At 64.5% G+C, this 25849-nt stretch carries 25 protein-coding genes and 1 pseudogene; 13 read left to right on the top strand and 13 right to left on the bottom strand.

Features of this window, described 5'->3' with window-relative positions; all coding sequences use genetic code 11:
* Positions 1-84: 84 nt before the first annotated feature.
* Together NKJ75_RS00735 and NKJ75_RS00730 are read right to left on the bottom strand one after the other, a co-directional pair.
* The gene (locus NKJ75_RS00735) at positions 85-1587 is read right to left on the bottom strand and encodes a helicase HerA domain-containing protein (RefSeq protein WP_023737555.1); all 1503 of its coding nucleotides are present in this window, start codon (positions 1585-1587) and stop codon (positions 85-87) included.
* Positions 1588-1724: 137 nt separating this feature from the next.
* Positions 1725-2366, bottom strand: a complete 642-nt coding sequence (locus tag NKJ75_RS00730) for a glutathione S-transferase family protein (protein ID WP_352499032.1) — start codon at positions 2364-2366, stop codon at positions 1725-1727.
* Between the two features lie 146 nt (positions 2367-2512).
* On the opposite strand from NKJ75_RS00730, the gene NKJ75_RS00725 reads away from it, so the two are divergent.
* Positions 2513-2743, top strand: a complete 231-nt coding sequence (locus NKJ75_RS00725; protein ID WP_023726475.1) for a hypothetical protein — start codon at positions 2513-2515, stop codon at positions 2741-2743.
* A gap of 133 nt (positions 2744-2876) precedes the next feature.
* On the opposite strand, the pseudogene NKJ75_RS00720 reads toward NKJ75_RS00725, so the two are convergent.
* Positions 2877-3361: pseudogene (locus NKJ75_RS00720) on the bottom strand (hypothetical protein).
* 175 nt (positions 3362-3536) lie between these two features.
* Here NKJ75_RS00720 and NKJ75_RS00715 point away from each other — a divergent pair.
* Together NKJ75_RS00715 and NKJ75_RS00710 are read left to right on the top strand one after the other, a co-directional pair.
* A complete protein-coding gene (locus tag NKJ75_RS00715; RefSeq protein WP_023707576.1) occupies positions 3537-3902 on the top strand; it encodes a RidA family protein in 366 nt (121 codons plus the stop codon).
* A gap of 105 nt (positions 3903-4007) precedes the next feature.
* Positions 4008-5234, top strand: coding sequence for an amidohydrolase/deacetylase family metallohydrolase (locus NKJ75_RS00710; protein ID WP_352499031.1), 1227 nt, complete (start codon positions 4008-4010; stop codon positions 5232-5234).
* A gap of 154 nt (positions 5235-5388) precedes the next feature.
* Here NKJ75_RS00710 and NKJ75_RS00705 read toward each other — a convergent pair whose 3' ends face one another.
* The gene (locus tag NKJ75_RS00705) at positions 5389-7179 is read right to left on the bottom strand and encodes a flavin-containing monooxygenase (RefSeq protein WP_023704186.1); all 1791 of its coding nucleotides are present in this window, start codon (positions 7177-7179) and stop codon (positions 5389-5391) included.
* A gap of 402 nt (positions 7180-7581) precedes the next feature.
* Between NKJ75_RS00705 and NKJ75_RS00700 the strand changes: the two genes are divergently transcribed.
* The 7 genes from NKJ75_RS00700 (at position 7582) to NKJ75_RS00670 (ending at position 15786) form a co-directional block, all read left to right on the top strand.
* Positions 7582-7671, top strand: coding sequence for a K(+)-transporting ATPase subunit F (locus NKJ75_RS00700; RefSeq protein ID WP_023669708.1), 90 nt, complete (start codon positions 7582-7584; stop codon positions 7669-7671).
* A gap of 18 nt (positions 7672-7689) precedes the next feature.
* On the top strand, positions 7690-9393 hold the full coding sequence (kdpA, locus tag NKJ75_RS00695; RefSeq protein WP_023699137.1) for a potassium-transporting ATPase subunit KdpA: 1704 nt from the start codon (positions 7690-7692) through the stop codon (positions 9391-9393).
* 8 nt (positions 9394-9401) lie between these two features.
* On the top strand, positions 9402-9629 hold the full coding sequence (locus NKJ75_RS00690) for a hypothetical protein (protein WP_023686545.1): 228 nt from the start codon (positions 9402-9404) through the stop codon (positions 9627-9629).
* Positions 9626-11719, top strand: a complete 2094-nt coding sequence (kdpB, locus tag NKJ75_RS00685) for a potassium-transporting ATPase subunit KdpB (protein ID WP_023824613.1) — start codon at positions 9626-9628, stop codon at positions 11717-11719. Before NKJ75_RS00690 ends, kdpB begins: the two co-directional genes overlap by 4 nt.
* A 12-nt stretch (positions 11720-11731) precedes the next feature.
* A complete protein-coding gene (gene kdpC / locus NKJ75_RS00680) occupies positions 11732-12298 on the top strand; it encodes a potassium-transporting ATPase subunit KdpC (protein ID WP_023824614.1) in 567 nt (188 codons plus the stop codon).
* A gap of 66 nt (positions 12299-12364) precedes the next feature.
* Positions 12365-15097 (top strand): DUF4118 domain-containing protein, encoded by a 2733-nt coding sequence (locus tag NKJ75_RS00675; RefSeq protein WP_352499030.1) that lies wholly within the window; start codon positions 12365-12367, stop codon positions 15095-15097.
* The gene (locus NKJ75_RS00670) at positions 15094-15786 is read left to right on the top strand and encodes a response regulator transcription factor (RefSeq protein ID WP_023704189.1); all 693 of its coding nucleotides are present in this window, start codon (positions 15094-15096) and stop codon (positions 15784-15786) included. Before NKJ75_RS00675 ends, NKJ75_RS00670 begins: the two co-directional genes overlap by 4 nt.
* Positions 15787-15801: 15 nt before the next feature.
* Here NKJ75_RS00670 and NKJ75_RS00665 read toward each other — a convergent pair whose 3' ends face one another.
* Complete coding sequence (locus NKJ75_RS00665) at positions 15802-16392, bottom strand: invasion associated locus B family protein (protein ID WP_352499029.1); 591 nt, start codon at positions 16390-16392, stop codon at positions 15802-15804.
* Positions 16393-16640: 248 nt separating this feature from the next.
* Here NKJ75_RS00665 and NKJ75_RS00660 point away from each other — a divergent pair, with 248 nt between their 5' ends.
* Both NKJ75_RS00660 and NKJ75_RS00655 read left to right on the top strand, forming a co-directional pair.
* On the top strand, positions 16641-16913 hold the full coding sequence (locus NKJ75_RS00660) for a hypothetical protein (protein ID WP_352499028.1): 273 nt from the start codon (positions 16641-16643) through the stop codon (positions 16911-16913).
* 122 nt (positions 16914-17035) lie between these two features.
* Positions 17036-17512 (top strand): NUDIX hydrolase, encoded by a 477-nt coding sequence (locus tag NKJ75_RS00655; RefSeq protein ID WP_023669717.1) that lies wholly within the window; start codon positions 17036-17038, stop codon positions 17510-17512.
* Between the two features lie 6 nt (positions 17513-17518).
* Here the strand turns inward: NKJ75_RS00655 and NKJ75_RS00650 are convergent, their stop codons facing one another.
* The 5 genes from NKJ75_RS00650 to NKJ75_RS00630 all read right to left on the bottom strand — a co-directional run bounded on the left by NKJ75_RS00650 (position 17519) and on the right by NKJ75_RS00630 (position 22743).
* Positions 17519-18385, bottom strand: a complete 867-nt coding sequence (locus tag NKJ75_RS00650) for a citryl-CoA lyase (RefSeq protein ID WP_031199646.1) — start codon at positions 18383-18385, stop codon at positions 17519-17521.
* Positions 18382-19560: a CaiB/BaiF CoA transferase family protein gene (locus NKJ75_RS00645; protein WP_031199647.1), complete on the bottom strand. Its 1179-nt coding sequence runs from the start codon at positions 19558-19560 to the stop codon at positions 18382-18384. Before NKJ75_RS00645 ends, NKJ75_RS00650 begins: the two co-directional genes overlap by 4 nt.
* Before the next feature lie 15 nt (positions 19561-19575).
* Positions 19576-21099, bottom strand: a complete 1524-nt coding sequence (locus NKJ75_RS00640) for a tripartite tricarboxylate transporter permease (protein ID WP_023686551.1) — start codon at positions 21097-21099, stop codon at positions 19576-19578.
* Positions 21100-21103: 4 nt separating this feature from the next.
* Positions 21104-21640, bottom strand: a complete 537-nt coding sequence (locus NKJ75_RS00635) for a tripartite tricarboxylate transporter TctB family protein (RefSeq protein WP_023726471.1) — start codon at positions 21638-21640, stop codon at positions 21104-21106.
* Positions 21641-21765: 125 nt separating this feature from the next.
* Positions 21766-22743, bottom strand: a complete 978-nt coding sequence (locus NKJ75_RS00630) for a Bug family tripartite tricarboxylate transporter substrate binding protein (RefSeq protein WP_023726470.1) — start codon at positions 22741-22743, stop codon at positions 21766-21768.
* Positions 22744-22949: 206 nt separating this feature from the next.
* On the opposite strand from NKJ75_RS00630, the gene NKJ75_RS00625 reads away from it, so the two are divergent.
* Positions 22950-23723 carry an IclR family transcriptional regulator gene (locus tag NKJ75_RS00625; RefSeq protein ID WP_023833664.1) on the top strand — a complete coding sequence of 258 codons (774 nt, stop codon included), beginning with the start codon at positions 22950-22952 and terminating at the stop codon, positions 23721-23723.
* Here NKJ75_RS00625 and NKJ75_RS00620 read toward each other — a convergent pair.
* From NKJ75_RS00620 to NKJ75_RS00610, 3 genes are all read right to left on the bottom strand, one after another.
* On the bottom strand, positions 23710-24810 hold the full coding sequence (locus NKJ75_RS00620) for an OmpA family protein (protein WP_352499027.1): 1101 nt from the start codon (positions 24808-24810) through the stop codon (positions 23710-23712). The two genes, NKJ75_RS00625 and NKJ75_RS00620, sit on opposite strands and share 14 nt — an antisense overlap.
* Before the next feature lie 120 nt (positions 24811-24930).
* Positions 24931-25470, bottom strand: a complete 540-nt coding sequence (locus NKJ75_RS00615) for a GNAT family N-acetyltransferase (RefSeq protein WP_023683084.1) — start codon at positions 25468-25470, stop codon at positions 24931-24933.
* A 142-nt stretch (positions 25471-25612) separates the two neighbouring features.
* Positions 25613-25843: a YdeI/OmpD-associated family protein gene (locus tag NKJ75_RS00610; RefSeq protein ID WP_023683083.1), complete on the bottom strand. Its 231-nt coding sequence runs from the start codon at positions 25841-25843 to the stop codon at positions 25613-25615.
* Positions 25844-25849 lie beyond the last annotated feature (6 nt).

The raw sequence follows: 25849 nt of genomic DNA, 5'->3' as shown, positions 1-25849 counted from the left end.
CATCATAAATCGTCGCGCGCCGATCGGCGAAACACATCTTGTTCAGAACCGCGCAAGCAAGTCAGGTAGCTGCCTGTTCGCCTTTCAGAGCGCCAGGCTGCCCTGTTCCGCCTCCGCGGCATTGGGGTCGCCCGGCGCCGTCGCCCAGGCGAGCTCGACCAGCGTCACCGTGCGGCGGCCGGTGCCGTCGAGCTGGCAGACGATGAGGCCCTGCTCCTCGATATAGGTGAGCAGCCGCCGGGCGCGCCGCAGCGAATGCGAGCCGTAGGCGCGCGCGATCGCCGCGTCGCTCGGGCACGGCCAGCCCTCCTTGGCGGCGCGGGCGATCATCATGAACACGCCCTGCATGTCCTCGGGCAGCAGCGAGGCGCGCACGGAAACGTCCTGCCAGGCGTCATCGCCTGCCATGTCGGCGCCGAGCCCGGCGCGGGCACGCGTCAGCATGCGACGGAATTCTGAGAGGTCCGGCACCACCGAAGCGAGGCCTTCGATGCGGCAGCGGACGACGAACTCCTGATAAAGCACGCCGATGACGCGGAAACCCGCATCGGGCTGCGCCAGGATGGCGCGCAGGACACGGTCCACCCGCTCTCGCCGCTCGGCCATATCCTCGGCGCTTACCGCCGGTTCCGCAGGTTCCGGGCGGATCTCCATCGCCGCCGATTTGGCCGCCATCAGCTGGTCGAGCAGCTCCGGCGACGCCATCCGGCGCGGCGCGCGCATCGTCTCGGGCGGCGGCGCCGCCAGAATGATGGCGCGCGCGTCTTCAAGCGCTGTTTCCGGCATTGCCATCAGCCGCGGCGTACCGTTGCGCGGGCTGGTCTCGGTCTGGCCGATGCGCACGCCCAGCGGACGGCGCGACAGCGCTGGGCCCAACGCCATGAAGTGCCCGCGCTCCAGGTCTCGAAACGCCTCGGCCTGACGCCGTTCCATGCCCAGAAGGTCGGCGGCGCGCGCCATGTCGATATCGAGGAAGGTACGGCCCATGAGGAAATTGGACGCCTCCGCCGCTACATTCTTGGCGAGCTTTGCCAGCCGCTGCGTGGCGATGATGCCGGCAAGGCCGCGCTTGCGGCCGCGGCACATCAAATTGGTCATGGCGCCGAGCGAGAGCTTTCGCGCCTCGTCGGACACTTCGCCGGCCACGGCGGGCGCGAACAGCTGCGCTTCGTCGACCACCACCAGCATCGGATACCAATGCTCGCGGGCAACCTCGAACAACCCGCCGAGAAAGGCAGCGGCGCGCCGCATCTGGTTCTCGGCATCGAGCCCTTCGAGATTGAGCACCGTGGAGACGCGGTGGATGCGCGCCCGCTCGCCGGCTGCTTGCAGGCCACGCTCCGTATGCTCCTCGGCATCGATGACCAGATGGCCGTAATGGTCGCCCAGCGAGACGAAATCGCCTTCCGGGTCGATGATGGTCTGCTGCACCCAGGGCGCGCTCTGCTCCAGGAGCCGGCGCAAAAGGTGCGATTTGCCGGAGCCGGAATTGCCCTGCACCAGAAGCCGGGTGGCCAGCAGCTCCTCAAGGTCGAGCGCCGCCGACGCACCCGCCGTCGTCTGTCCCATCTCGATGGCTACGGTCATGTCACGACTCTCCTTGCGGACAGGGCTTATCAACCCGGCCGCGAGCCGTCGAGCGCGCCATGGCAACTCGCCCGCTGTTCCACACCTATGCTGCCAAAGCGCCACACATCAGCCCATCTGCCCAAAGGGAAGGCACATCAAGCGGAGTTGACCGGCGGCAGAAGCGGCGCTTCCAGCCCGTTGAAGGGATCGCGCCAGGCATCGATGGCTTCGAGCCGGCGATACCAACCCAGAACAGAGGGATAGTCCGCCAGCGGCAGGCCGGCTGCATCGTTGAACGGCAAAAACGTCGCCATGCGGAAATCGGCATAGGAGAGCGACTTGCCCACAAGCCATGGCCGCTTGGCGAGCTCCGCCTCGAGAATCGCTGCCGCGATGCGGAACTCCGCCAGCCCCTCCTCGACCTTGCCCTGGTCGACGGGCCCAATCCCGTAGCGCTGCTTGGTTCCGCGCTCGAAATGCACGATGTCGCAGGCCCGCACGAAATTTTCCTTGCCCCAGCTCAGCCAGCGGATCATGTCGGGTTGGTCGCCGCCGCCGCGCCAGAAATCCGAACCCGCTTCGCGCGACAGAAGGCAGGCTATGGCGTCGGCTTCCCACAGGCTGCCGCCCGTCCATGCCAATATCGGCAGGGTAAGATTGGGATTGAGCTGACGAAACCGCTCAGCCTGCCCGGGCGCCATGGGTGCCGCAAACTCAAACTCGACCTTGGCCTGCAGATGACGTGCCGTTGCAACCGCGAGGCGCGGATTGGGATTGCGGCTGAAGTGCAGTTTCATGTCCGGTCCTGGATGCTGTGGGCTCGATCCTATCAAACACGCAAACGTGCCATCTCGGCAATCTGGTCGGACCACGATTCCGCTGGCACACGCCGTCGTTCGGCGTATTATTTCCTTCGGGAGAGGGTTCTTGGCAGGACGAAGCCATGAACGTAGTGCAGAGCGTACCTGTCATCGACGTGACAACCCAGAACCTTGTTTCCTCTGCGCTTTCCAGATTCCGCGCCGGCGATACCGTCTCGACCAGGGCGGCGCTCGACGCTATCCGCCGCATGGATCCAACCTGTGTCGACAGCGACGACGATCTCGTCGAGCTCGTCGTCATGGCGGCAATTGGTAAGACCATGGCGGTCGTGTTCGACCACCGCTCCCGCTAGCCCTGTGGGACGAACCTGTGCCGTTCAACTCGCTTGAGCTCGAGTAGATTCGGTTGGCGAGCTTTTACAACTGCAGCCCGGGAGGCGCACGTCTTCGTGCGCGAAGGCCGGCAATAGCATAAGCGGGCAAGACTCAGATCCCCAAGGGATGCGGCATGTAGCCGACGAAGCCGCCGATCTTCCAGTGGCCCGCCACCTTCCTGCAAAAATACAGCGTCTGCCATTTCAGCTTGTCGACGCTGCCATCGGCCTTGGCCACCGAGCCGTTGAACTTCTTGTGCAGCACGGCGCGGTCGCCATCGACGTCGATGTCGCGCATGTTGGTGACGCGAAACAGCGCCTCGCGCAGCGGCTCGGCGAATCTGGCCGCCGCCGTCTCCTTGGCCTGGCCAGCCATTCGTCGCGATAGACGGCAAGGCTCGGGAATTGCAGACGCCAGGCGTCGGCATCGCTGAGGAAATGCGCATGCATGCCGAAGAAGCTGTCGGCGAGGAAATCATCCTCGACCATCGACCAGTCCTGACCGATAAAGGCGTCGATGTCGCGCCGCACCAACATTTCCCAGAGCGCGTGGCGATCGGCATCGCCCTCTGGAAACGGGTTCTTGTCGAAGGTCATTGAAATCTCCTGTCGGGAAAATGCGACGCGCAAGATGCTGGCGAGCCTGCGATAAGGCAACACGCGTTTGGAAAAATGCTGCTTTCCAAAAAGCCCCCTATGAGGATCACCGGGACAGGCGTAGAGCGGTCGGCGAAAACGGGACGCGGCCCGCCATTCTGAACAGGAGTTTCCTTTGCCTAAAGAGTGTTTTGGAACATCCCACGTGCCGCTGTCGCCGGCCGTGCGCGCCGGGGATTTCGTCTACATCTCAGGTCAGGTGCCGGTCGACAGCGACCGCATCGTGGTCAAGGGCGGCATCACCGAGCAGACCGAGCAGGTGCTGCAGAATGTGAAGGCGGCACTCGCGCTGGCCGGCTGCACCATGGACGATGTCGTCAAGACCACGGTCTGGCTCGAGGACGCGCGCGACTTCGGCGCCTTCAATGCCGTCTACGCCAAGCACTTCCCGAAAAATCCGCCGGCCCGCACCACGGTCGAATCGCGGCTGATGATCGACATCAAGATCGAGGTCGAAGCCGTCGCTTACCGGCCGGTTTGACCAGTCGGGGCATGATCCCGAAAAGTGGAAACCGGTTTTCTCGGACAAACGGAAACCGTTTTGTCCAAAGATCATGCCCCGAAACAAAGAGAGAGGCAGGCGCCGATGCAGTTCGATCTCCTGATCAAGGGCGGCCGCCTGATCGATCCGGCCTCGGGCCTGGACGCGCCGCGCGATGTCGCCGTTGCGGGCGGACGCATCGTGGCCATCGAGGCGGCGATCGATGCCGAGCACGCCACCAATATAGTCGACGCTCGTGATTGCATCGTCACGCCCGGCCTCATCGATTTGCATAGCCATGTCTATTGGGGCGGCACCTCGCTGGGCGTCGACGCCGACCGGCTGGCGGCCAAGAGCGGCACCACGACCTTCATCGATGCCGGCAGCGCCGGCGCCGGCAATTTTCTGGGCTTTCGCCGCCATGTCATCGAGCGCTCGAAGGTGCGTATTCTCGCCTACGTCAACATCTCCTTTGCCGGCATATTCGGCTTCTCGCAAAGCGTCTCGGTCGGCGAATGCAGCGATCTCAGGCTCTGCGAGCCACGCGAGACGGTGGCCGCGGTGCGCGAGCACGCCGATGTCGTCGTTGGGGTAAAAGTGCGCTCCGGCAAGCATGCCGGCGGCGCCAGCGGCATCGCCCCGGTCGATCTTGCGCTGGAAGCCGCCGACCAGGTCGGTCTGCCGCTGATGGCGCATATAGACGAGCCGCCGCCCGGCCGTTCCGAGGTGCTGCCACGGCTGCGCCGCGGCGACATCCTCACCCATTGTTTTCGGCCATTCCCCAACGCGCCGGTGTTCGCTTCCGGCGCGGTGCGGCCGGACATGCGGCTGGCCCGCGAACGCGGTGTCATCTTCGACATCGGCCACGGCATGGGATCGTTCGACTTCGCCGTGGCGAAAGCGATGCTGGCCGAGGGCCTCGCGCCCGACGTCATCTCCAGCGACGTGCATCTCTACTGCGTCGACGGTCCGGCCTTCGACATACTGGTCTGCATGTCGAAGCTGATGGCGCTGGGCATGCCGCTGGTCGAGGTGCTGCGCGCCGCCACGCAAAGGCCAGCCGAGGCGATCGCCAGGCCGGAGCTTGGGACGCTGAAAGTTGGCGGTGTCGGCGATGTCGCGGTGCTGAGACTGCGCCCCGGGCGCTTTACCTTCGTCGATGCGGTCGGTGCGGCGCTGATCGCGGATCAGCGGCTGGTCTCAGAAGGCATTGTTATCGGCGGTGTCTGGTGGCCGAACGAGGCGCCCGACCACAACGAGACCGAGCGCTTCGAGCCGCATGCGGCACATACGCATGTCGAGGTCGCGGCACGGCATTTCGGGCGTGGATAATCTCCCTCCTTGAGGGGGAGATGGCCGGCAGGCCAGAGGGGGTCGGTTCGACCGGACGCAAGCTCCTCGCGGCAGCTGGAGGTCAGCGCTCCACGCGCGGCGACCCCCTCTGTCGCCTTCGGCGACATCTCCCCCTCGAGGGGGGAGGAGATCGCTAGCGCCCTGCGTTACTCACCGCCCCAAACACCGGCGTCGCAATCCCTTCCATCCGCGCCTTGATCTGCAGCGCCACATATTTCGAGTAAAACCGCGACAGCGCCAGATTGCCGCCGTGGAACCACAGCGCGTCCTGCGCCGTCGGCTTCCACATGTTGCGCAGCTCGCCTTGCCAAGGACCGGGATCGCCCTTGACGCCGGAGCCGAGGCCCCAGCATGGCCCTACCTTGTCGGCGACCTCGCGCGAGACGATGGCCGCCACGGTCTCGTTCATCGACTGGTAGCCGGTACAGGCGACGATCGCATCGACGGCCAGCTCGCTGCGGTCGTCGAACAGGATGCCGGTCGGCGTCAATGAACTGATGCCGACGCCGCTCTTCACTTTGATCTCGCCATTGATGATCAGTTCGCAGGCGCCGACATCGATGTAGTAGCCGGAGCCGGTGCGGTAGGCCTTCATCAACAGCCCGGTCTCGTCCTCGCCGAAATCGATGGCGAAGCCGGCGGCGCGTAGCTGGTCGTAGAAGTCTGCGTCGCGTGCCTTGATCACCTCGTAAAGATCCCGCTGGCCCTTGGGTACAAGCGCGAACGGCGTGGACGCGACGATCAGGTCGGCCTTGTCGGTGCTGATGCCGCGCGCCAAAGCCTTTTCCGAGAAGATCTCGAAGCCGACTTCCATCAGAGTGTCGGATTTCACCACTGTCGTCGGCGACCGCTGGATCATGGTGACGTCTGCGCCGCTCTCCCAGAGGTCGACGCTGACATCGTGCCCCGAGCTTGCCGCGCCGATGACAGCGACACGTCTGCCGCGGAATTTCTCGCCGCTTGCATACTGGCTGGAATGCAGGAGTTCGCCCTTGAAGGTCTCGGCGCCGGGCAGCGCGATCTGGCGTGGCGGGCCATAGGCGCCGGTGGCAAAGACAATGTGCTTCGGCTTCAGCGTGATCTGCCGGCCGACGCGGTCGACCACCACAGTCCACACCTTCTCGGCCTCGTCATAGCTGGCGCTGAGGCATTTGGTGGCGACCCAGTAGTTGAGCTCCATCACCCTGGTGTACATCTCCAGCCAGTCGCCCATCTTGTCCTTGGGCGTGAACACCGGCCAGTTCTCCGGGAACGGAATGTAGGGCAGATGGTCGTACCAGACCGGATCGTGGAGCACGAGCGAGCGATAACGGTTGCGCCAGGAATCGCCGGGGCGCGCATTTTTCTCGATGATGATGGTGGGCACACCGAGCTGCCTCAGCCGCGCGCCGAGCATGATGCCGCCCTGCCCGCCGCCGATCACCAGGCAATAGGGCTGCTCGGTGGCGCCGAGGTCGCGCGTCTCGCGCGCCCGCGCCTCCGCCCAGGTTTCGCGCTTCGGATCGGCCTTGTGACGGATACCAAGCGGCCGCGCCGGTCCCTTTTGTTCCTCGAACCCCTTGAGCTCACGCACCGCCGTGAACAAGGTCCGGCAGCGGCCGTCCGTAAGGCGCACAATCCCTTCGCCCCGCGCGACCGCCGTTTCGAACGTGAACCAGGCCTCGACGGTGCCCTCATCCGAGGTCGCCTCGCCGGACAGCGTCCAGTGTGAGGGCTTCGTTTCCGCCAGCGTCGCTTGCAGCATGTCGCGGATCTCATCGCGGCCTTCCATCGTGGTGATGTTCCAGGTGAAAGCCAGCAGATCGCGCCAGTAGCAATCCTCGACGAACAGGTTGGCGGCCGCCTCGGCGTCATCAGCTTCCAGCGCCCGTGCAAGCGCGCAAAGCCATGTCGCCGCCTGTTTCGATGGTGCCATGTCGAGCATCTGTTTTTCCCTCGTTTTGCGTTCCCATTGTTTCGAAAGACGGAGCCGCCGCAAGAGGGGTCGCGATATCATGGCGTCGGTTTCTAGCGGCCCGGAACGGAGCCATCTCCCGGAAATCTTTATAGGAATTTTATATCTTTCCTCCCGGCCCCGTCTCGAACCTTTATGGCGATCGGGTCCATATTCCATCTCGAGCAAAACGCTGCGGACGCCGTGACCCCAGAGTTACGGCGGGCCGTTCTCATGGAATTTCTGGCTCGCCAGTCGCTGGCGCCAAATACAAGCAGAAGCAAGGACCAACACAAATGGACATCGTCGTCATCGGGATCGAGGTTTTGTTCTTCGGTCTTTCCCTCGCCTACATCAAAGCTTGCGACGCTCTTTAAGCGGAAGGATCGCACCATGCTTGTCGATTACATCCTCGGTGGCGGCGTGACCTTGTTCCTGCTCGTCTACCTGACATACGCCCTCGTTCGCCCAGAACGCTTCTGAAGCAAGGCACGGAAACCCATGACACTCAACGGATGGATACAGATCCTGGTTTATTGCGGGATCGTCGTTTTGCTGGTGAAGCCGCTCGGCGGCTACATGTACCGCGTCTTCAATGGCGATCGCACCTTTCTCTCGCCCATACTCGGGCCCGTTGAGCGCGGCCTCTACCGCATTTCGGGAACCAGCGAGCGCGAGGAGCAGCACTGGACGACCTACGCGGCAGGAATCATCTTCTTCAGCCTTGCCAGCTTCCTGGTGCTGTACTTTCTGCAACGCCTGCAGGGCGTCCTGCCTTACAATCCGGCCGGGATGGCATCGGTCGAACCCAATCTCGCCTTCAACACTGCCGTCAGCTTCGTCACCAACACCAACTGGCAGAATTACGGCGGCGAAAGCACGTTGTCCTACCTCGTGCAGATGGCCGGCCTGACTGTTCAGAACTTCATGTCCGCCGCCGTCGGCATTGCCATTGCGGTGGCGCTGATCCGCGGCTTCGCCCGCGCCTCGGCCAAATCGATCGGCAATTTCTGGGTCGATATGACCCGCTGCACGCTCTACATCCTGCTGCCGCTCAGCATCGTGCTCACCCTTGTCTATGTCTGGCTCGGCATGCCGCAGACGCTCGGGCCTTATGTCGACGCCACCACGCTGGAGGGCGCCAAGCAGACGCTCGCCCTTGGGCCGGTCGCCTCGCAGGTCGCCATCAAGATGCTCGGCACCAATGGCGGCGGCTTCTTCAACGCCAATGCCGCGCATCCTTTCGAAAACCCCGACGCCATCTCCAACATGATCCAGATGGTGACGATCTTCGCGCTGGGTGCTGCACTCACCAACGTCTTCGGCCGCATGGTCGGCAACCAGCGCCAGGGCTGGGCGATCCTGGCCACGATGGGTGTGCTGTTCATCGCTGGCGTCGTTATCTGCTACTGGGCGGAAGCCGCGGGCAATCCGCTGGTCCATGCGTTGGGCGTCGACGGCGCCAACATGGAAGGCAAGGAGAGCCGCTTCGGCATTGCCGCTTCGGCACTATTCGCCGTCATCACCACGGCTGCGAGCTGCGGTGCGGTGAACGCCATGCATGACTCGTTCACAGCACTTGGCGGCCTGGTCCCGATGCTCAACATGCAGCTCGGCGAAGTCATCGTCGGCGGCGTCGGCGCCGGCTTCTACGGCATCGTCATGTTCATCGTCATCACCGTGTTCGTCGCCGGCCTGATGGTTGGCCGCACGCCCGAATATCTCGGCAAGAAGATCGAGGCCAAGGAGGTCAAGATGGCAATGCTCGCCATCCTCGCTCTGCCGTTGGTCATGCTGGTCTTCACGGCAATAGCGGTCGTGCTGCCAAGCGCCGTCGCCTCGATGGCCAATGGCGGTCCGCATGGCTTCTCCGAGGTTCTTTATGCCTACACTTCGGCGGCGGCCAACAACGGCTCGGCCTTTGGCGGCCTTTCCGGCAACACGCCCTGGTACAACATCACGCTCGGCATCTCCATGTGGGTGGGTCGCTTCTTCGTCATCATTCCAGCGCTTGCCATTGCCGGCTCGCTAGCGACGAAGAAGACGGTTCCGGCTTCCGCCGGCACCTTCCCGACCGACGGCCCGCTGTTCGTCGGCCTGCTCGTCGGCGTCATCCTGATCGTCGTCGGCCTGACCTTCTTCCCGGCACTGGCGATCGGACCGATCGTCGAGCACCTGGCTGCCATCAACGGCCAGACATTCTGAGGCTTGTCATGTCCTGGTTCTACCCAAAACGCATGAAGGCCCGGCCGCGAGCCGGCCCACGAGCCGGCAACGAGGGGGAGGAAACGCCCCCTCCCTTCCCCAGCGTATCTACCTTCCTCGGCCTCGCGGCAGTCATGATCGTGATCTGGCTGCTGGCCTATGGTCCGCCGCCCCTCTTTTCGGCATCCGATCGGTCGGTGCCGGCCAACAGTTCAGATACTGGAGCCACCAAATGAGCCAGTCCAAATCCGCGAGCATCATGGATGCCCGCATCCTGTGGCCGGCCATCGGCGGCGCCTTCAGGAAACTCGACCCCCGCACGCTGGTCAGGAACCCGGTGATGTTCGTCGTCGCCATCGTCTCGCTTCTTACCACGGTCCTGTTCGTCAAGGATCTCGCCACCGGCGGCGGCGATTTCGGCTTTACGCTGCAGATCATCATCTGGCTGTGGTTCACCGTGCTGTTCGCCAACTTCGCCGAGGCCGTCGCCGAAGGCCGCGGCAAGGCGCAGGCCGATTCGCTGCGCAAGGCGCGCACCGAAACCCAGGCCAAGCTGCTTGCCGGCGAAGACCGCTCCAGGTTCAAGCTGGTGCCCGGCACCAGCCTGAAGGTTGGCGACATCGTGCTGGTCGAAGCCGGCGACATTATCCCGTCCGACGGTGAAGTGGTCGAAGGCGTGGCCTCGGTCAACGAGGCGGCAATCACCGGCGAGTCCGCACCCGTCATTCGCGAATCCGGCGGCGACCGTTCCGCGGTCACCGGCGGCACGCAGGTTCTGTCCGACTGGATTCGCGTGCGCATATCAGCCGCCTCCGGCCACACCTTCCTCGACCGCATGATCTCGCTGGTCGAGGGTGCCTCGCGCCAGAAGACGCCCAACGAGATCGCGCTCAACATCCTGCTCGTCGGCATGACGCTGATCTTCGTGCTGGCCACCGCCACGATCCCGAGCTTTGCCTCCTATTCCGGCGGCTATATCCCGGTGACGGTGCTGGTCGCGCTGTTCGTCACCTTGATCCCGACCACCATCGGCGCCCTGCTGTCGGCCATCGGCATTGCCGGCATGGACCGCCTGGTGCGCTTCAACGTGCTGGCCATGTCCGGCCGTGCCGTCGAAGCGGCGGGCGACGTCGATACGCTTTTGCTCGACAAGACCGGCACCATCACGCTCGGCAACCGCCAGGCCACCGAATTCCGCCCGGTCAAGGGCGTCACCGAACAGGAACTGGCCGATGCCGCGCAGCTCGCCTCGCTCGCCGACGAGACGCCTGAGGGACGCTCGATCGTCGTGCTGGCCAAGGAGAAATACGCCATCCGCGCCCGTGACATGGCAACCTTGCATGCCAGCTTCGTGCCCTTCACCGCGCAGACCCGGATGAGCGGCGTCGACATCGATGGCTCGTCGGTGCGCAAGGGCGCCGTCGATTCGGTTCTCGCCTATGTCAGCCAGTCGACATCGGCCACTCACGGCACGCGCCCTGGCAGCGACACCGTCAAGGATCTCCAGGCGATCGCCGACGAGATCGCCAAGTCGGGCGGCACGCCGCTGGCCGTCGAGCGTGACGGCCGCCTGCTCGGCGTCGTCCACCTCAAGGACATCGTCAAGGGTGGTATCCGCGAGCGCTTTGCCGAACTGCGCAAAATGGGCATCCGCACCGTGATGATCACCGGCGACAATCCGATGACTGCGGCGGCGATCGCAGCCGAAGCCGGCGTCGACGATTTCCTCGCCCAGGCCACGCCCGAGGATAAGCTGAAGCTGATCCGCGACGAACAGGCCAAGGGCAAGCTGGTCGCCATGTGCGGTGACGGCACCAACGACGCGCCGGCCTTGGCGCAGGCCGATGTCGGCGTCGCCATGAACACCGGCACGGTTGCCGCCCGCGAGGCCGGCAACATGATCGACCTCGATAGTGACCCGACCAAGCTGATCGAGATCGTCGAGATCGGCAAGGCGCTGCTGATGACGCGCGGCTCGCTAACGACCTTCTCGATCGCCAACGACGTCGCCAAATACTTCGCCATCATCCCGGCCATGTTTGCCGTCTTCTACGTTGCGCCGGGACATACAATCGGCCCCCTGCAAGCGCTCAACATCATGCATCTGGCGACGCCGCAGAGCGCCATCCTGTCGGCCATCATCTTCAACGCGCTGATCATCATCGCTCTGATCCCGCTGTCGCTGAAAGGCGTCAAATACCGCGCCATCGGCGCCGGCGCGCTGCTCAGCCGCAACCTCCTGGTCTACGGCCTCGGCGGCATCATCGTTCCGTTCGCCGGCATCAAGGCGATCGACATGATCGTCACCGGCCTCGGCCTCGCTTAAGGAAATACGTCCATGCTCACTCAGATAAGACCCGCTGTTATCATGATCGTCTTTTTCACCGTTTTGACCGGCCTGATCTATCCCCTGGGCATGACCGGCATCGCCCAGGCGCTGTTTCCGCACCAGGCCAATGGCAGCTTGATCGAGAAAAACGGCACGGTCATCGGCTCCGAACTGATCGGCCAGGGCTTTGCCGACGACAAGTATTTCCATGGCCGCCCCTCGGCTGCCGGCGACGGATACAACGCCGCAGCGTCCAGCGGCTCCAATCTCGGTCCAACCAACCCCAAGCTGATCGACCGCATCAAGGGCGATGTTGCAAAGCTGAAGGCGGAGAACCCGAACCAGCGGGTGCCGATGGATCTGGTGACGACGTCCGGCAGCGGCCTCGACCCCGCTATCAGCCCGGACGCCGCCTATTTCCAGGTCGCTCGGGTGGCCAAGGCCAGGGGCTTCGACGAAGCCAAGGTCAAGGCGGTTGTCGACAGCCATGTCGAAGGCCGCGAACTCGGCTTCCTCGGCGAGCCGGTCGTCAATGTGCTGGCGCTCAACCTGGCACTGGACGATACCAAGCAGTGAGAGACAATCTCTGAAGCCAGGGCCGGGGATCGACACGATCCTCGGCGCCGTTCATGATCGAGCCTGATGCCGGACGCCAGAAGCAACGATACCAGACCCTCTCCGGACGCGCTGCTCGAGCATGCGGAACGGGAAGAGCGCGGCCGCCTGCGGATATTTCTGGGTGCTGCACCCGGTGTCGGCAAGACCTACGAAATGCTGATGGCCGGCCGCGCCATGCTTGCCGACGGCATCGACGTGGTCATCGGCATCGTCGAAACCCACGGCCGCAAGGAAACCCTGGCGCTGGTCGAAGGCTACGAGGTCATCCCGCGCCAGAAGGTCGACTACAAGGACCGCGTGCTGAATGAGATGGACATCGATGCCATTCTCGCCCGCCGCCCCGCGCTGGTGCTCGTCGATGAGCTCGCCCACACCAACGCACCCGGCAGCCGCCACCCCAAGCGCTATCTCGACGTCCAGGAAATCCTTGCGCGCGGCATCGACGTCTACACCACGCTCAATATCCAGCATGTCGAGAGCCTGAATGACGTCGTGGCGCAGATCACCCGCGTCAGGGTGCGCGAAACGGTCCCGGACTCCATCATCGACCAGGCCGACGACATCGAGATCATCGACCTCACGCCCGACGACCTGATCAAGCGGCTGAAAGAGGGAAAGGTCTATTTCCCCAACACTGCCCAGCGCGCAGTCGAAAACTATTTCTCGCCGGGCAATCTGACCGCGCTTCGGGAATTGGCGCTGCGCCGCACCGCCCAGCGCGTCGACGAGCAGTTGCTCAACCACATGCAGTCGCACGCGATTCCCGGCCCCTGGGCGGCGGGCGAAAGGGTGCTCGTCTGCGTCGATGCGCGTCCGGGCGGAGCGTCTCGTGTCCGCTATGCGCGCCGGCTGGCCGACCGGCTGCGCGCACCGTGGACGGCGCTGCATGTCGACACGCCGCGTTCGGCCGCCATGTCGGAGGAAGACAAGGACCAGCTGGCCACGCTCTTGCGCCTGGCCGAGCAGCTCGGCGCCGAGGTGACGACCATTCCGGGCCAGAACGTCGCCCAGGACATCGTCCGCCACGCCACGGCCAACAACTTCACCCATATCGTCGTCGGCAGGCCGACCCGCTCGCGCTGGCGCGAACTGATCGAGGGTTCGCTCACCTACGATCTGATCCGCAATGCCGGCGATATCAGCGTCCATGTCATTTCAGGAACGGAGCGCGACAACGAGGCCACGTCGAGGGTCAAGGCGGCGGCCGAGCAGACGCCATTTCAAATCTGGCCTTATCTTTTCTCGACCGTCTATGTCGCCGGCGCGCTTGCCGTCAGCGCCGTCCTCGATCAGTTCCTCGACGTTCGCAACCTTGCCAGCGTGCTGCTGCTGGCGGTGCTGACATCGGCAGTGACCTTTGGCCTGTGGCCGGCGCTGTACGCCTGTTTCCTCAGCGCCATTGCCTTCAACTTCTTCTTTCTCGAGCCGCGCTACACGATGACGATCCGCGATCCGGAGAGCATCGTTGCCTTCGCCGTCTTCCTCGTCGTTGCCGTCATCGCCAGCAATCTGACGGCGCGTGTGCAGCGTCAGGCAGCCGCCGCCCGTTCACGCGCCCGGGCGACCGAGGACATCTACCTCTTTTCCAAGAAACTCGCCGGCGCGGGCACGCTCGACGACGTTTTGTGGGCCACCGCGTTCCAGATCGCCTCGATGCTGAAGCTGCGCGTGGTGCTGCTTTTGCCGGAAGAAGGCACGATCACCGTCAAGGCCGGTTATCCCCCCGACGACACGCTGGCCGAGGCCGACATCGCGGCTGCACGCTGGGCTTGGGAACACAACCGGGCTGCCGGCCGTGGCGCCGATACCCTGCCCGGGGCAAAACGGCTCTACCTGCCCTTGCGGACCGGCCGTACCGCCATCGGCGTCGTCGGCCTCGACAATGACAAGCAGGGGCCGCTCTTGACGCCCGAGCAACAGCGCCTGCTCGACGCGCTGGCCGACCAGGCGGCGGTTGCCATCGAGCGCATCCAGCTGGTCGCCGATGTCGATCGCGCCAGGCTGGCGGCCGAGGCCGACCGCTTGCGCTCGGCACTGCTGACGTCGATCTCGCATGATCTGAAGACGCCGCTGGCGGCCATCATGGGCGCGGCCGGCACGCTCAGGGAATTTGCGCCGGCACTGCCCGAGAACGATCGGGCCGAGCTGCTGACCACCGTGCTCGACGAGTCCGAACGGCTGAACCGCTTCATTGCCAATCTGCTCGACATGACCAAGATTGAATCCGGCGCCATGGAGCCGAATTTTGCTCTCCACTATGTCGGCGATGTCGTCGGCTCGGCCTTGCAACGGGCGCGCAAGATCACTGCCGGGCACAAGACCGAGGTTGATATTCCGGCCGACCTGCCGATGCTGAAGCTTGATCCCGTGCTGTTCGAACAAATGCTGTTCAATCTGCTCGACAATGCCGCGAAATACGCGCCACAGGGATCGACAATCCGGCTGCAGGGCTGGGCCGACAATGGCTCCGTCGCGCTGCAGATCATGGATGAGGGACCGGGCATTCCGTCCGCCGACCTGGAGCGCGTCTTCGACAGCTTCTACCGGGTGCGCAAGCGCGATCAGGTCCAGGCCGGCACCGGGCTCGGCCTGTCGATCTGCCGGGGCTTCATCGAGTCGATGGGCGGCACGATCATGGCGGCGAACCGCAGCGATCGCCCGGGCGCAGTCTTCACAATCCGCATGCCGAGGTTGGTACAATCGTCCGATACGGACGTATCAGGTGTGGACGAGCAAGCATCTGGTGATCCGGCATGACAAATTCCAACGTCAGCATACTGGTCGTCGATGACGAGCCGCCTATCCGCAAACTGCTGCGCGTCGGCCTCGGCAGCCAGGGTTATGCGGTCAGCGAAGCGCCCAACGCCAACGCTGCGATCGAACTCGTCGACGCGCAAAAGCCGGATCTGATCCTGCTCGATCTCGGCCTGCCCGGCATGGGCGGCCTCGACCTCCTGCGCAAATGGCGCGGCGACGGCCTCGACGTGCCCGTGGTCATCCTGTCCAGCCGCACCGACGAAGCCGGCATCGTCGCGGCGCTCGAACTCGGCGCTGACGACTACATCACCAAGCCGTTCGGCATGAACGAGCTGGTCGCCCGCATCCGCGTCGCGCTGCGCCACAAATTCCAGCAGCAGGGCGAAAAGCCGGTGTTCCACACCGGCGATCTCAGCGTCGACCTGGTCAAGCGCATCGTCAAGGTCGAAGGCAAGGAGATAAAGCTCTCCCCCAAGGAGTACGACATATTGCGCATTATGGTGCAGCATGCCGGCAAGGTGCTGACCCACCATTTCATTCTGAAGCAGGTGTGGGGCGATTCGACCGACGTGCAGTATCTGAGGGTCTATGTCCGCCAGCTCCGGCAGAAGATCGAAAAGTCGCCCGACCAGCCGCGCTACATCACCACCGAAACCGGGGTGGGATACCGGCTGCGCGAGGTTGAGTAACCGCGCGCTCGCTGCTCAGTCCGCCGAGAGTTCCGCCGTTCGCGCCAACGCGCCGCCAAAACCGTTGAGCGGGATGGTGAAACTCACCGCTTGACCGGTGTCGGCCGCGAAGGCGTCGATCTTCAGCGTGGTGGCTGCCTTGAGCAGCGGCGTGACGCTGGCATCGAACGCCACCGGCACCAGGCAGCCGACGGCCTGGCAGGTGTTGAACGGCAGGCTGCCTTCCAGCTTCTGGTCGTCGATGGTCAGGCTGACGCCTTTGGCGAGCGCCAGGCCGAACGGCAGCGCCAGCGTTCCGGCGGCATCCTCGCCGCTCTTGCTCGACAGCTCGATCGCCAGCAGGCGCTGGTTGGACTGCTTGTTGAACTGCTGATGCGACAGGCTGCAAACCTTGGCCGTGCCGGTTACCTGGCAATTGACCGTCCAGTCGCCATGTGTCTCGGACAGCGCCGAGGCGCCGCCAGGCAATATCGGGCCGGCAGCAGGGGCGGGCGCTGCGGCGGCAGGCGCCGCCTTGTCGGTCTTGGTTTGCGCCGCGACTGCCACCGGGCCAAGAATACAGATGCTGCCCAGTAGCGCCGCGAAATATACTTGCCTGCTTTTCATCAATATGCTCCCGATTGTGCCTCGAGTCAGCCGCGATTGAGGCCGAGATCCGCGCCCGATAGAGCGGTCAATCGATCTTTTCTGTCAAGTGCGGCCGGGCCGCTTCCTCAGGGATTTCGCCAACCCGTGGCAGATCGGCCCATGGCAGACCGGCCCATGGCAGATCGAGACGAACGCCCTATATAGAGAGGAGGTTATATCTGTACGGGAATGAACTGATGTCGACGCTTCGCCTATCGACAGTTCTCATGTCGGCAATGCTGGCGGCGGCAACGCTCGCCGGCATCATGCAATCTGCTGCGGCTCAGTCCGTCAATCCCAGCGCCAACCGGCTGATCCAGCAGAACCAGCTGCAGCAATTGCGCAACAGCCTGCAGCGGCAGCAGTTCCAGCAACAGCAGCAGCAATATCGCGACCAGGACCGTCGGATCGTGCCGCAGCCGCGCCCCGAAGTGCCCGTCGTCCGGCAAGCTTGTCCGATTCAGATCGTCAACAACCAGATTGTGCGTGTTTGCCGTTGATATCGGTCGCTTGCGATTTACTTAGTCGACTTATTTACTAAAAATGCCTCATTGCCTCGCGGGCATATCAGGGGTTTGCAGGCGGCGTGCGGCGGTGCGCCCGCCGACCGGATTTTCAGCACATGGCGACGACCAAGAAAAAGGCGGTACGCAAGGCAAGGCGAGGCGAACGCATTCGCCAGGTCGCCGCCATTCCCTTTCGCCTGGACGTTTCAGGCAATTTCGAAGTGATGCTGGTGACGTCGCGAGCGACGAAGCGGTTCATCGTGCCCAAGGGCTGGCCCATGAAAGGCAAGAGCGGGCGCAAGGCCGCCACCATCGAGGCGCGCGAAGAAGCCGGCGTGCTCGGCAAGACCCGCAAGGCGCCGGCCGGCAGCTATTCCTATTGGAAACGGCTGGAGCACAATTTCGTGCGCGTCGACGTCGTCGTCTATCTGTTGGAGGTGTCCGAGGAACTGGCCAACTGGCAGGAGGCCAAGAGCCGCCAGCGGGCATGGCTCAAGCCGCAGGACGCGGCGTTGCTCATCGATGAGCCGGATCTCTCGACGCTGATGGCCAACCTGGCGCCGCCTCAGCCGGCAGTGCCGGACCCGGCCTGACCAACCTCACTTGCCCTCGTCCCCTTCAGCGGGACCCTCATCCCCCTCAGCGGGAAATGGCCGCAGCGGCGTGCCCGTATAGGCCCACAGCCATTCGCGCGGCAGCGGCCCTTTGTTGCGCTCGCTTTGCTGCGACTGTTCCCATGCATGCGCCAGGATGCCGACCGAGCGCGAGAGCACGAACAGGCCGCGCGTCAACGGCGGCGGAAAGCCGAGCTCGCCATAGATGACGGCGGTGGCGCCGTCGATGTTGAGCGGTATTTTCTTCCCCTTGCGCCGTGCCACCTCTGATTCGACGGCCTCGGCGATGTCGGCAAAGCGTCCGCTGACGACGCCGCGCGCGGCAAACTCGCGCGTCACTGCGATCAGGCGCGGCGCGCGCGGATCGACCGGGTGGAAGCGATGGCCAAATCCCGGCACATAGCCTTTCTCCTCGGCGAAGAAACGGTCGAGCCGTGCGGCTACGGCTTGGTCCAGCGCAACACCCTGGTCAAGTGCCACGGCAATGTCGCCATAGAAGGACAGCGCCTGTTCGCCGGCGCCGCCATGCACGTCACCCAGCACGTTGACGGCGGACGCCATGGCGCTGTTGATGCCGACGCCGCAGGTGATGGCCATGCGTGCAATGGCGATCGACGGCGCCTGCGGCCCGTGGTCGACGGCCGCCCCCAGCGCAATGCCGAGCAGCGCCGCCTGCTCCTTGCTCGGCAATTCGCCGCGCAGCATCAGCCAGATCGTTGCCGGGAAGCTGACGCGGCCGATCAGCTCCTGGATTTCATAGCCGCGCAGCCGGATGATGCCGGGGCTCATCTCGATGATGCCGGTCTGCCACCACTCCTCGCCGCGCTCGCGGCCGGTTTTTCTCTCGCTCACGCGCTTCTCCTGGCGCGCGGCGGCAGGGTGGAAAAAACCTCGTCCATATGCTCACCCAGCACCGGTGGCGGCAGGACCGGCAAGGGTGCCGCGCCATCGACCATGAAGCCGCCGCGCACCACGGTCAGCGGCTGCGCCATGCCGGGCAGACCCTGGAAACGCGTAGTCATGTCGCGCTCGACGACCTGGCGCTCGCCAAGCACTTGGGGGATCGTCAGCACCCGGCCCGCCGGCACGCCGGCGCGGTTGAATTTTTCCTCCCAGGCTGCGGCCGAGGCGCTCGCCAAGGCCGTCTCGATCAGCACCTTCAGCACAGCGCGGTTCTGCTTGCGCGTCTCGCGCTCGGCAAAGCGCGGGTCGTCGGCCAGTTCCGGCTGGCCGATCAGCCGGCAAAGCGTGACGAACTGCTCCTGCTTGTTGGCGGCGATGTTGAGCAGGCCGTCGCCGGTGCGAAACGCGCCGGAGGGCGCAGCCGTCATGTTCTCATTGCCCATCGGCTGCGGCTCGACACCGGCGGTCAGATAGTTGGACACCGGCCAGCCCAGCGCCGACAGCGTGCATTCCAGCATCGAGACATCGAGAAACGCGCCCTCGCCCGAGGTCTTCTGCTTGACCAGTGCCGCGGCGATGGCGAAGGCCCCGACCAGCCCGCCCAGCGTGTCGGCGACGGGATAGCCGACCCGCAAGGGTGCTGTCTCCGGCGTGCCGGTGATGCTCATGATACCGGACAGCCCCTGGATGATCTGGTCGTAGGCCGGATTGTCGCGCATCGGCCCGCTCTGGCCGAAACCGGATATGGCGCAATAGACGAGACCGGGGCGGACCGCTTTCAGCACCTCATAGCCGAGACCCAGCCGCCCCATCACGCCCGGTCGAAAATTCTCGACCAGCGCGTCGGCCGAGGCGACGAGATCGAGGAAGCGTTCGCGGTCGGCTTCGCTCTTGAGATCCAGCACCACCGATCGCTTGCCGGCATTCTGCGCCAGGAACGACGCGCCCATGCCCGCATTGTTGAGCGCCGGCGAGGCGCCGAGCTGGCGCGCCAGATCGCCGCCTTGCGGCGTCTCGACCTTGATGACATCGGCGCCGAGCAGCGCCAGCTGGTAGGCACAATAAGGGCCCGCCAGCACATTGGTCAGGTCGAGGATGCGGATGCCGGCAAGCAGATCGGTCATGATGCTCCAGGTTGCTCAGGCATCGCCCGGCACATGCTCCGGCCCGCGCCGGCGCCGATGCTCGATGAAGGCCCAGATATGCGGCCCGGCTAGACCGATGAAGGCGAGGATCAGCAGCACCAGCGACAGCTTGTGGGTGTAGAACACCGACCAGTCGCCGTTCGAGATCGTCATCGCCCGGCGGAACTGCGTTTCGGCGAGCGGCCCCAGGATCATGCCGATGATGACCGGCGCGGTCGGGAAATCGAAGCGCCGCATCAGGAAGCCGGCGGCCCCCAGGAGATAGAGGATGACGAGGTCGATCGGCGATTGCGAGATGCCGTAGGTGCCGACGGTGGCGAACACCAGGATGCCAGCATAGAGCTGCGGCGCCGGGATTTTCAACAGCCGTACCCACAGCCCGATCAGCGGCAGGTTGAGAACGACCAGGATGACGTTGGCGATGAACAGGCTGGCGATCAGGCCCCAGACCAGATCGGCCTGCGTCGTCAACAGCAGCGGTCCCGGATTGATGCCGTAGCTCTGGAAGGCCGACAGCATGATTGCGGCGGTCGCCGAGGTCGGCAGGCCAAGGGTGAGCATCGGCACCAGCACGCCGGCGGCAGACGCATTGTTGGCGGCTTCCGGTCCGGCAACGCCCTCGATGGCGCCGACCGTGCCGAACTCCTCCTTGTGCTTCGACAGCTTCTTTTCGATGGCGTAGGACAGGAAGGTCGGGATCTCGGCGCCTCCGGCAGGCATGGCGCCGATCGGGAAGCCGATGAAAGCGCCGCGCAGCCATGGCTTCCACGAGCGCCCCCATTCGGCCGCGGTCATGTAGAGCGAGCCCTTGAGCGGCACGATCTCGTCCTTGCCGGCATAGCGGCGCGAGGCCATGTAGAGCGTCTCGCCGACGGCAAACAGGCCGACCGCGGCAATGATGACATCGACGCCATCGAGCAGTTCGTTCATGCCGAAGGTGAAGCGCGGCTGTCCCGTCTGCAGGTCGACGCCAATCATGCCGATGACGAAACCGATGAACAGGCTGGTGAGGCCGCGCACGGAGGACGAGCCGAGCACCGCCGACACCGTGATGAAGGCAAGCACCATCAGCGAGAAATATTCGGCCGGCCCGAAGGCGAGCGCGAACTTCACCACCACCGGGGCCAGGAAGGCGACGCCCATCGTGCCGATGGTGCCGGCGACGAAGGAGCCGATCGCCGAGGTCGCCAGTGCCGCGCCGCCGCGACCCGAGCGGGCCATCCTGTTGCCTTCCAGCGCGGTGACGATGGTGGCGCTTTCGCCCGGCGTGTTGAGCAGGATCGAGGTCGTCGAGCCGCCATACATGGCGCCGTAATAGATGCCAGCAAACAGGATGAAGGACGCCTCCGGCGCCACCTGGTAGGTGATCGGCAGCAGCAGCGCGATGGTCAGCGCCGGCCCGAGGCCGGGCAGCACGCCGATGGCCGTGCCGAGCGTGGTGCCGACCAGGCACCACAGCAGGTTCATCGGCGAGAAAGCGACGGAAAATCCGTGGGCGAGATGGCCGAGCGTCTCCATGGCGTCAGCCCCTCGCAGTGGCGATGATCGCGTCGATCACCGTGTTCAGCTGGTTTTCGATGAAGCCGGCGCCAATGTTGACGCCGAGCGCCCTGGCAAAGCCGAAATAGGCGGCAAGCGCCAGGATCAGGCCGGTCAGCGCATCGCGCAGCGTGTGCTTGCTGCCGAAGCCATAACAGACGAGCACGAACATGATGACCGAGGCGGCGGTGAAGCCGAGCGGCTGGATCAGCACCAGATTGGCGACCAGGCCGGCAACGACGATGCCCATGGCCTTCCAGTCGGTCGGCGTTTCCTTTTCCTCCTGCGGCTGCCAGCCGCCGCGCAGCGCGGCGACGATGAGCAGCAGCGAAAGCACGATCATGCCTGTCATGGTGATGTAGGGGAAGATGGTCGGCCCGACCTTGGAATAGAGCGGCGAAACCGGGATCGCCAGGGTCTGCCACGCCACGGCCGCGGCACAGGCGAGAAGCCCGATGCCGATCAACAATTCGGGCATGGCAAGGCGCGGGGGCGCCGGCTGCTGGTCGCTGGTGCTCATCGATGTCCTCCCGAGATGGCCGGCATCCTCCCGCCGGCCGCATCCGCAGTTTCACTCCCAGCGCATGATATGTCCATGCCGCAGGCTAATGTCGGAAGGGGCGGCCGTGGCCGCCCCTGAAGACATCAGGCGAGGCCGAGATCCTTGAGGATCGCGGTGATGCGGGCGGTGTCGTCGACGAGGAATTTCGCATAATCGTCGCCGGTCAGAAGGATGGGGGTCCAGTTGCGGTTCTTGCATTCGGCTGCCCAGGCATCGCTCTTGGCCATGGTCTCGATCATCGTGACCATCGCCGCCTTGTCGGCGTCGGAGACGCCTGGCGGTGCGAATACGCCGCGCCAGTTGAACAGTTCGACGTCGATGCCGGCTTCCTTCATCGTCGGTGCGTCGATGCCGTCCTGGCGCTTGTCGGCGGAGATCGCCAACAGCCGAAGCGCGCCCGCCTTGACCTGCTCGGAGAACTCGCCGAAGCCGGAAATGCCGGCCGCCACCTGGTTGCCGAGCAGCGCCGACAGCGCCTCGCCGCCGCCGGCGAAAGGCACATAGGAGAGGTTGGTTGCCGGAACGCCGACCGTCTTGGCGATCAGCCCGAACAGGATGTGGTCGGAGCCACCGGCCGAGCCGCCGGCCACCGGAACCTTGGTCGGATCCGCTTTGAGCGCGGCGACGAAATCGCCGGCCGTCTTGAACGGCGAATCCGCCGGCACCACCAGCGCCTCGAACTCGCCGGTGAGGCGAGCGATGGGCGTCACTTCGGAGAGGTTGTTGGCCGATTTGTTGGCGATGATGGCGCCGACCATGACCATGCCGGCCACCATCAGCGAATTGCCCTTGCCCTTCCACTGGCTGATGAACTGCGGCAGGCCGACAGTACCGCCGGCGCCGCCGACATTGGTGATCTGCGAGCCGGAGATCAGTTTTTCACTGCGCAGCACCTGGTCGATGGTGCGCCCCGTCTGGTCCCAGCCGCCGCCGGGCGCGGCCGGCACGAAGATCTGGATCTGCGGTGCATCCTGACCGAGGGCGGGCGTCAAATGCGTTGCAACGAATCCGGCAGCGCCTGCGGCCGCGGTGCTCATCAAAAATCTGCGTCTGTTCAGCATGGGATTCCTCCAAATCACGACACCTCCTCCGGTGCCTGCCAGAAACGTAGCCTGAAAACAGACCCGCTCGGCAAAAATTCATGCCGATTTCGGTACGTTCTGTCAACAGGAACGCTGTTCTACTAGACAGAACCATGGATGTGCGGCACAATCGCTTCGGCCGGCCTTTGTCCGAGCAGGTAAACTGGAATGAAACTGTTCGTGAGATGACCGAAGCGCGATCCCAGCCGTTGCCGGCCGATGGTGTTGCCGCGCTCGACCGCGCGATCGCCATTCTCGACGCGTTCGCGACCGCCGACCGCTCGCTCAGCCTGGCCGAGATCGCGGCGCGCACCGGGCTCTACAAAAGCACCATTTTGAGGCTGGCGAACTCATTGCTGCGCGGGCAGTTGCTGGAGCGGCTCGACGATGGCCGCTACCGCATCGGACCCGCCACCTTTCGGCTTGGCGCGCTTTACCAGCGCTCGGTCGTGGCGGTCGACATCCTGCTGCCGATCATGCGTAATCTTGCCGAACGCAGTTGGGAAAGCGTGGCGTTCTATGTCCGCTCGGGCGACGCCCGCACCTGTCTCTACCGCGTCGAATCCAAGCATCCTATCCGCTACACGATCCGGGAAGGCGACCTGCTGCCGTTGCTCGCCGGCTCTGGCGGCCGCGTGCTGGCAGCGTTTTCGGGCCAGCCGGGCGAACCATACGAGACCATCCGCAAGGCCTGCCACTATCTGTCGATCGGCGACCGCGACCCTGAGACGGCGGGCGTCTCGGTGCCGGTGTTCGGACCGGGCCGCGTTCTGCTCGGCGCCTTGACGCTGGCCGGCCCGTCGACACGCGTCGATACGGCGTTCCTGCGCCGCATGACACCGGACCTGCTGGAGGCCGCCGCTCGCGCCACCCGCGCCTTCGGCGAGGATGCCTCGATGCTGGAGCAGGCAGCGCGCCTAGCCGGCGCTGAAACCGTGATCGGCCTCAGTTCGCCTTGACCAGCACCACACGGCGGTTCTTGGTGCGGCCGGTTTCGCCGTCATTGCTGGCGACGGGCGCCATCATGCCGGCGCCGGCGGCGGTCAGCCGGCCGGCATCGATGCCGTATTTCGAGACCAGCGCCGCCTTCACCGATTGCGCCCGCCGCGACGACAGATCGATATTGTAGTCGAACGCGCCCTGGTTGTCGGTATGACCGACGACGATCACCGCCATGCCGGGCTCGTTGGTCAGAAGCGTCGAGATCTCCTTCAGCGTCGGTTCCGATTCCGGGTTGATGTCGGCCTTGTCGGTGTCGAAGAAGATGCCGTAGAGCGAGATGGAGCCGGTGGCCGACAGCGAATCCGCCATCTTGGCCGCTTCGACCACCACCATCTTCTTGTCGCGCGCCTTGGGGTCCAGCACCTGAACGACGGCGATGGTGCGGCCGTTGAGTTCCTTGCAGTAGAGGTCGTCGGTCAGCGAATAGGCCTGAACAGTGACATAGGCGTCGCCGCCATCCTGCGGCACCTTGGCAGCGAAGAAGCGCTGGTCGTTGACACCGGTGGTTACCGCACAGGCGCCATTGGAAAAGGCCGCGTCCTTGACGTCGCTTTCATGGAAGAAATACATCATCAGGCTCATGTCGCCGCCGCCACCGCTCGACGACCGGTCGGCGGCGCCGCCGCACTCTTCCTTCTTGCATTCGAACAGGACTTCGCCGCCGGCGGCCGCGATCACATCCTGGTAGTTGCGCAGCACTTCGAGCGGGGAGCGCTCGGCCGGCAGCACATAGGCGATGCGGGTCAGCGCGCCTTCGACCTCAGCCTTCTTGTCCGGCGCGAACACACGGTTGTTCATCGTGTCACGGGCCTCCGGATCGGCGCTCGGCTTCAGCGGCGACAGCGGCACTGTAAAATCGGTATAGGCGAATTTTTCGTAGGAGACGATGAACGACCCCTCGTAGCGCTTGGCCAGATGATTGTCGGCACCGCCCTCGATGTCGGCGGTCGGCACCGTCGCATCGGCGCCCGCCAGTTGCACGGCCGCCAGCAGCAGCAGCCCCGCCCAGAAAAGCTTCAGAAATATCGCATTGATCGCACGCATGGTCGGCTCCCCCAAAGAGCAATTCCAGGAAAAGTGTGAGCGGTTTTCCCACAGGAATTGCGTAGCTAGATTAGAATAGCCAACCCTGGCAGAACGTGGAAATTGCGTCGATGAAGCGCTTCACACCCGCCGTTCGAGCAGGATCGTCAGCCCGTCGTGATAGGTGGTTTCCAGGACCTTGGTGTAGCCGCACTTTGCCGCAACGTTCAACGAACCGGTGTTTTCCGGATCGATGATGCAGACGGTTCTCGCGCCGGCAAAGGTGTCGTCGCCCCAGGCCAGGGCCCTTCTGACGACTTCGCTGGCAAGACCCTTGCCATGCGCTTGCGGCGCCAGCGCCCAGCCGGCTTCCGGAATGCCCTCGAGCGACGGCTCGATGTCCCGCTTCAGATCGTGGAATCCGGCCTCGCCGATGAAGCGACCGCTGGCCTTGTCCTCGACCGCCCAGAAGCCGTAGCCGAGCAGCGACCACAGGCCGGCATGCCGCAGGAACCGCATCCAGCTTTCCTCCCGCGTCCGCGGCTTGCCGCCGATGAAACGGGTGGTGACGGGGTCGGCCCACATGACGGCATAGTCGTCGAAATCTTCGATCCGGTGCGCCCGCATGATGGTCCGTTCCGTTTCGAGAACCGGGACGCCGGCTGTTTTTGGACTGCCCATGAAACTCTGCCTCCGTTGACGGTCAGCGCTTAGCAAACCAGCGCGCCCGGACAAGGGCCAAGCCGGATCATCATTCAGCCAGGGAAGCTTCCGAACGGCCTGGCGCGACCAGGCGGTCGAAGCGAACAGCGTCGGCTTACTTTCAGCCGTGCCAGACCATCTTCATGTAGAGCCCACCGCGCCGCAATTCGTCCAGCATCTGGTCGAGCCGCTTCTGCCTGGTGTCGCTGCGTTTGGCGCGGGCGACCCAGCCGAGATAATCGTTCTTCTGGTAGTCCGGCCGCGCCTCGTAGGCCGCTGTCAGTCCTTTTTCGGTCAGGGCGATGCGGATGTCGTCCGGCATCGGGTTCAGGGCGCGCTTCAGTCCGGTCATTTCAGA

Origin of the sequence: Mesorhizobium sp. M0058 (assembly GCF_040323095.1) — a bacterium.
Taxonomy (GTDB): Bacteria; Pseudomonadota; Alphaproteobacteria; order Rhizobiales; family Rhizobiaceae; genus Mesorhizobium.
Note: the sequence above shows the minus strand (reverse complement) of the source record. Positions and strands in the feature narration are given on the sequence as shown.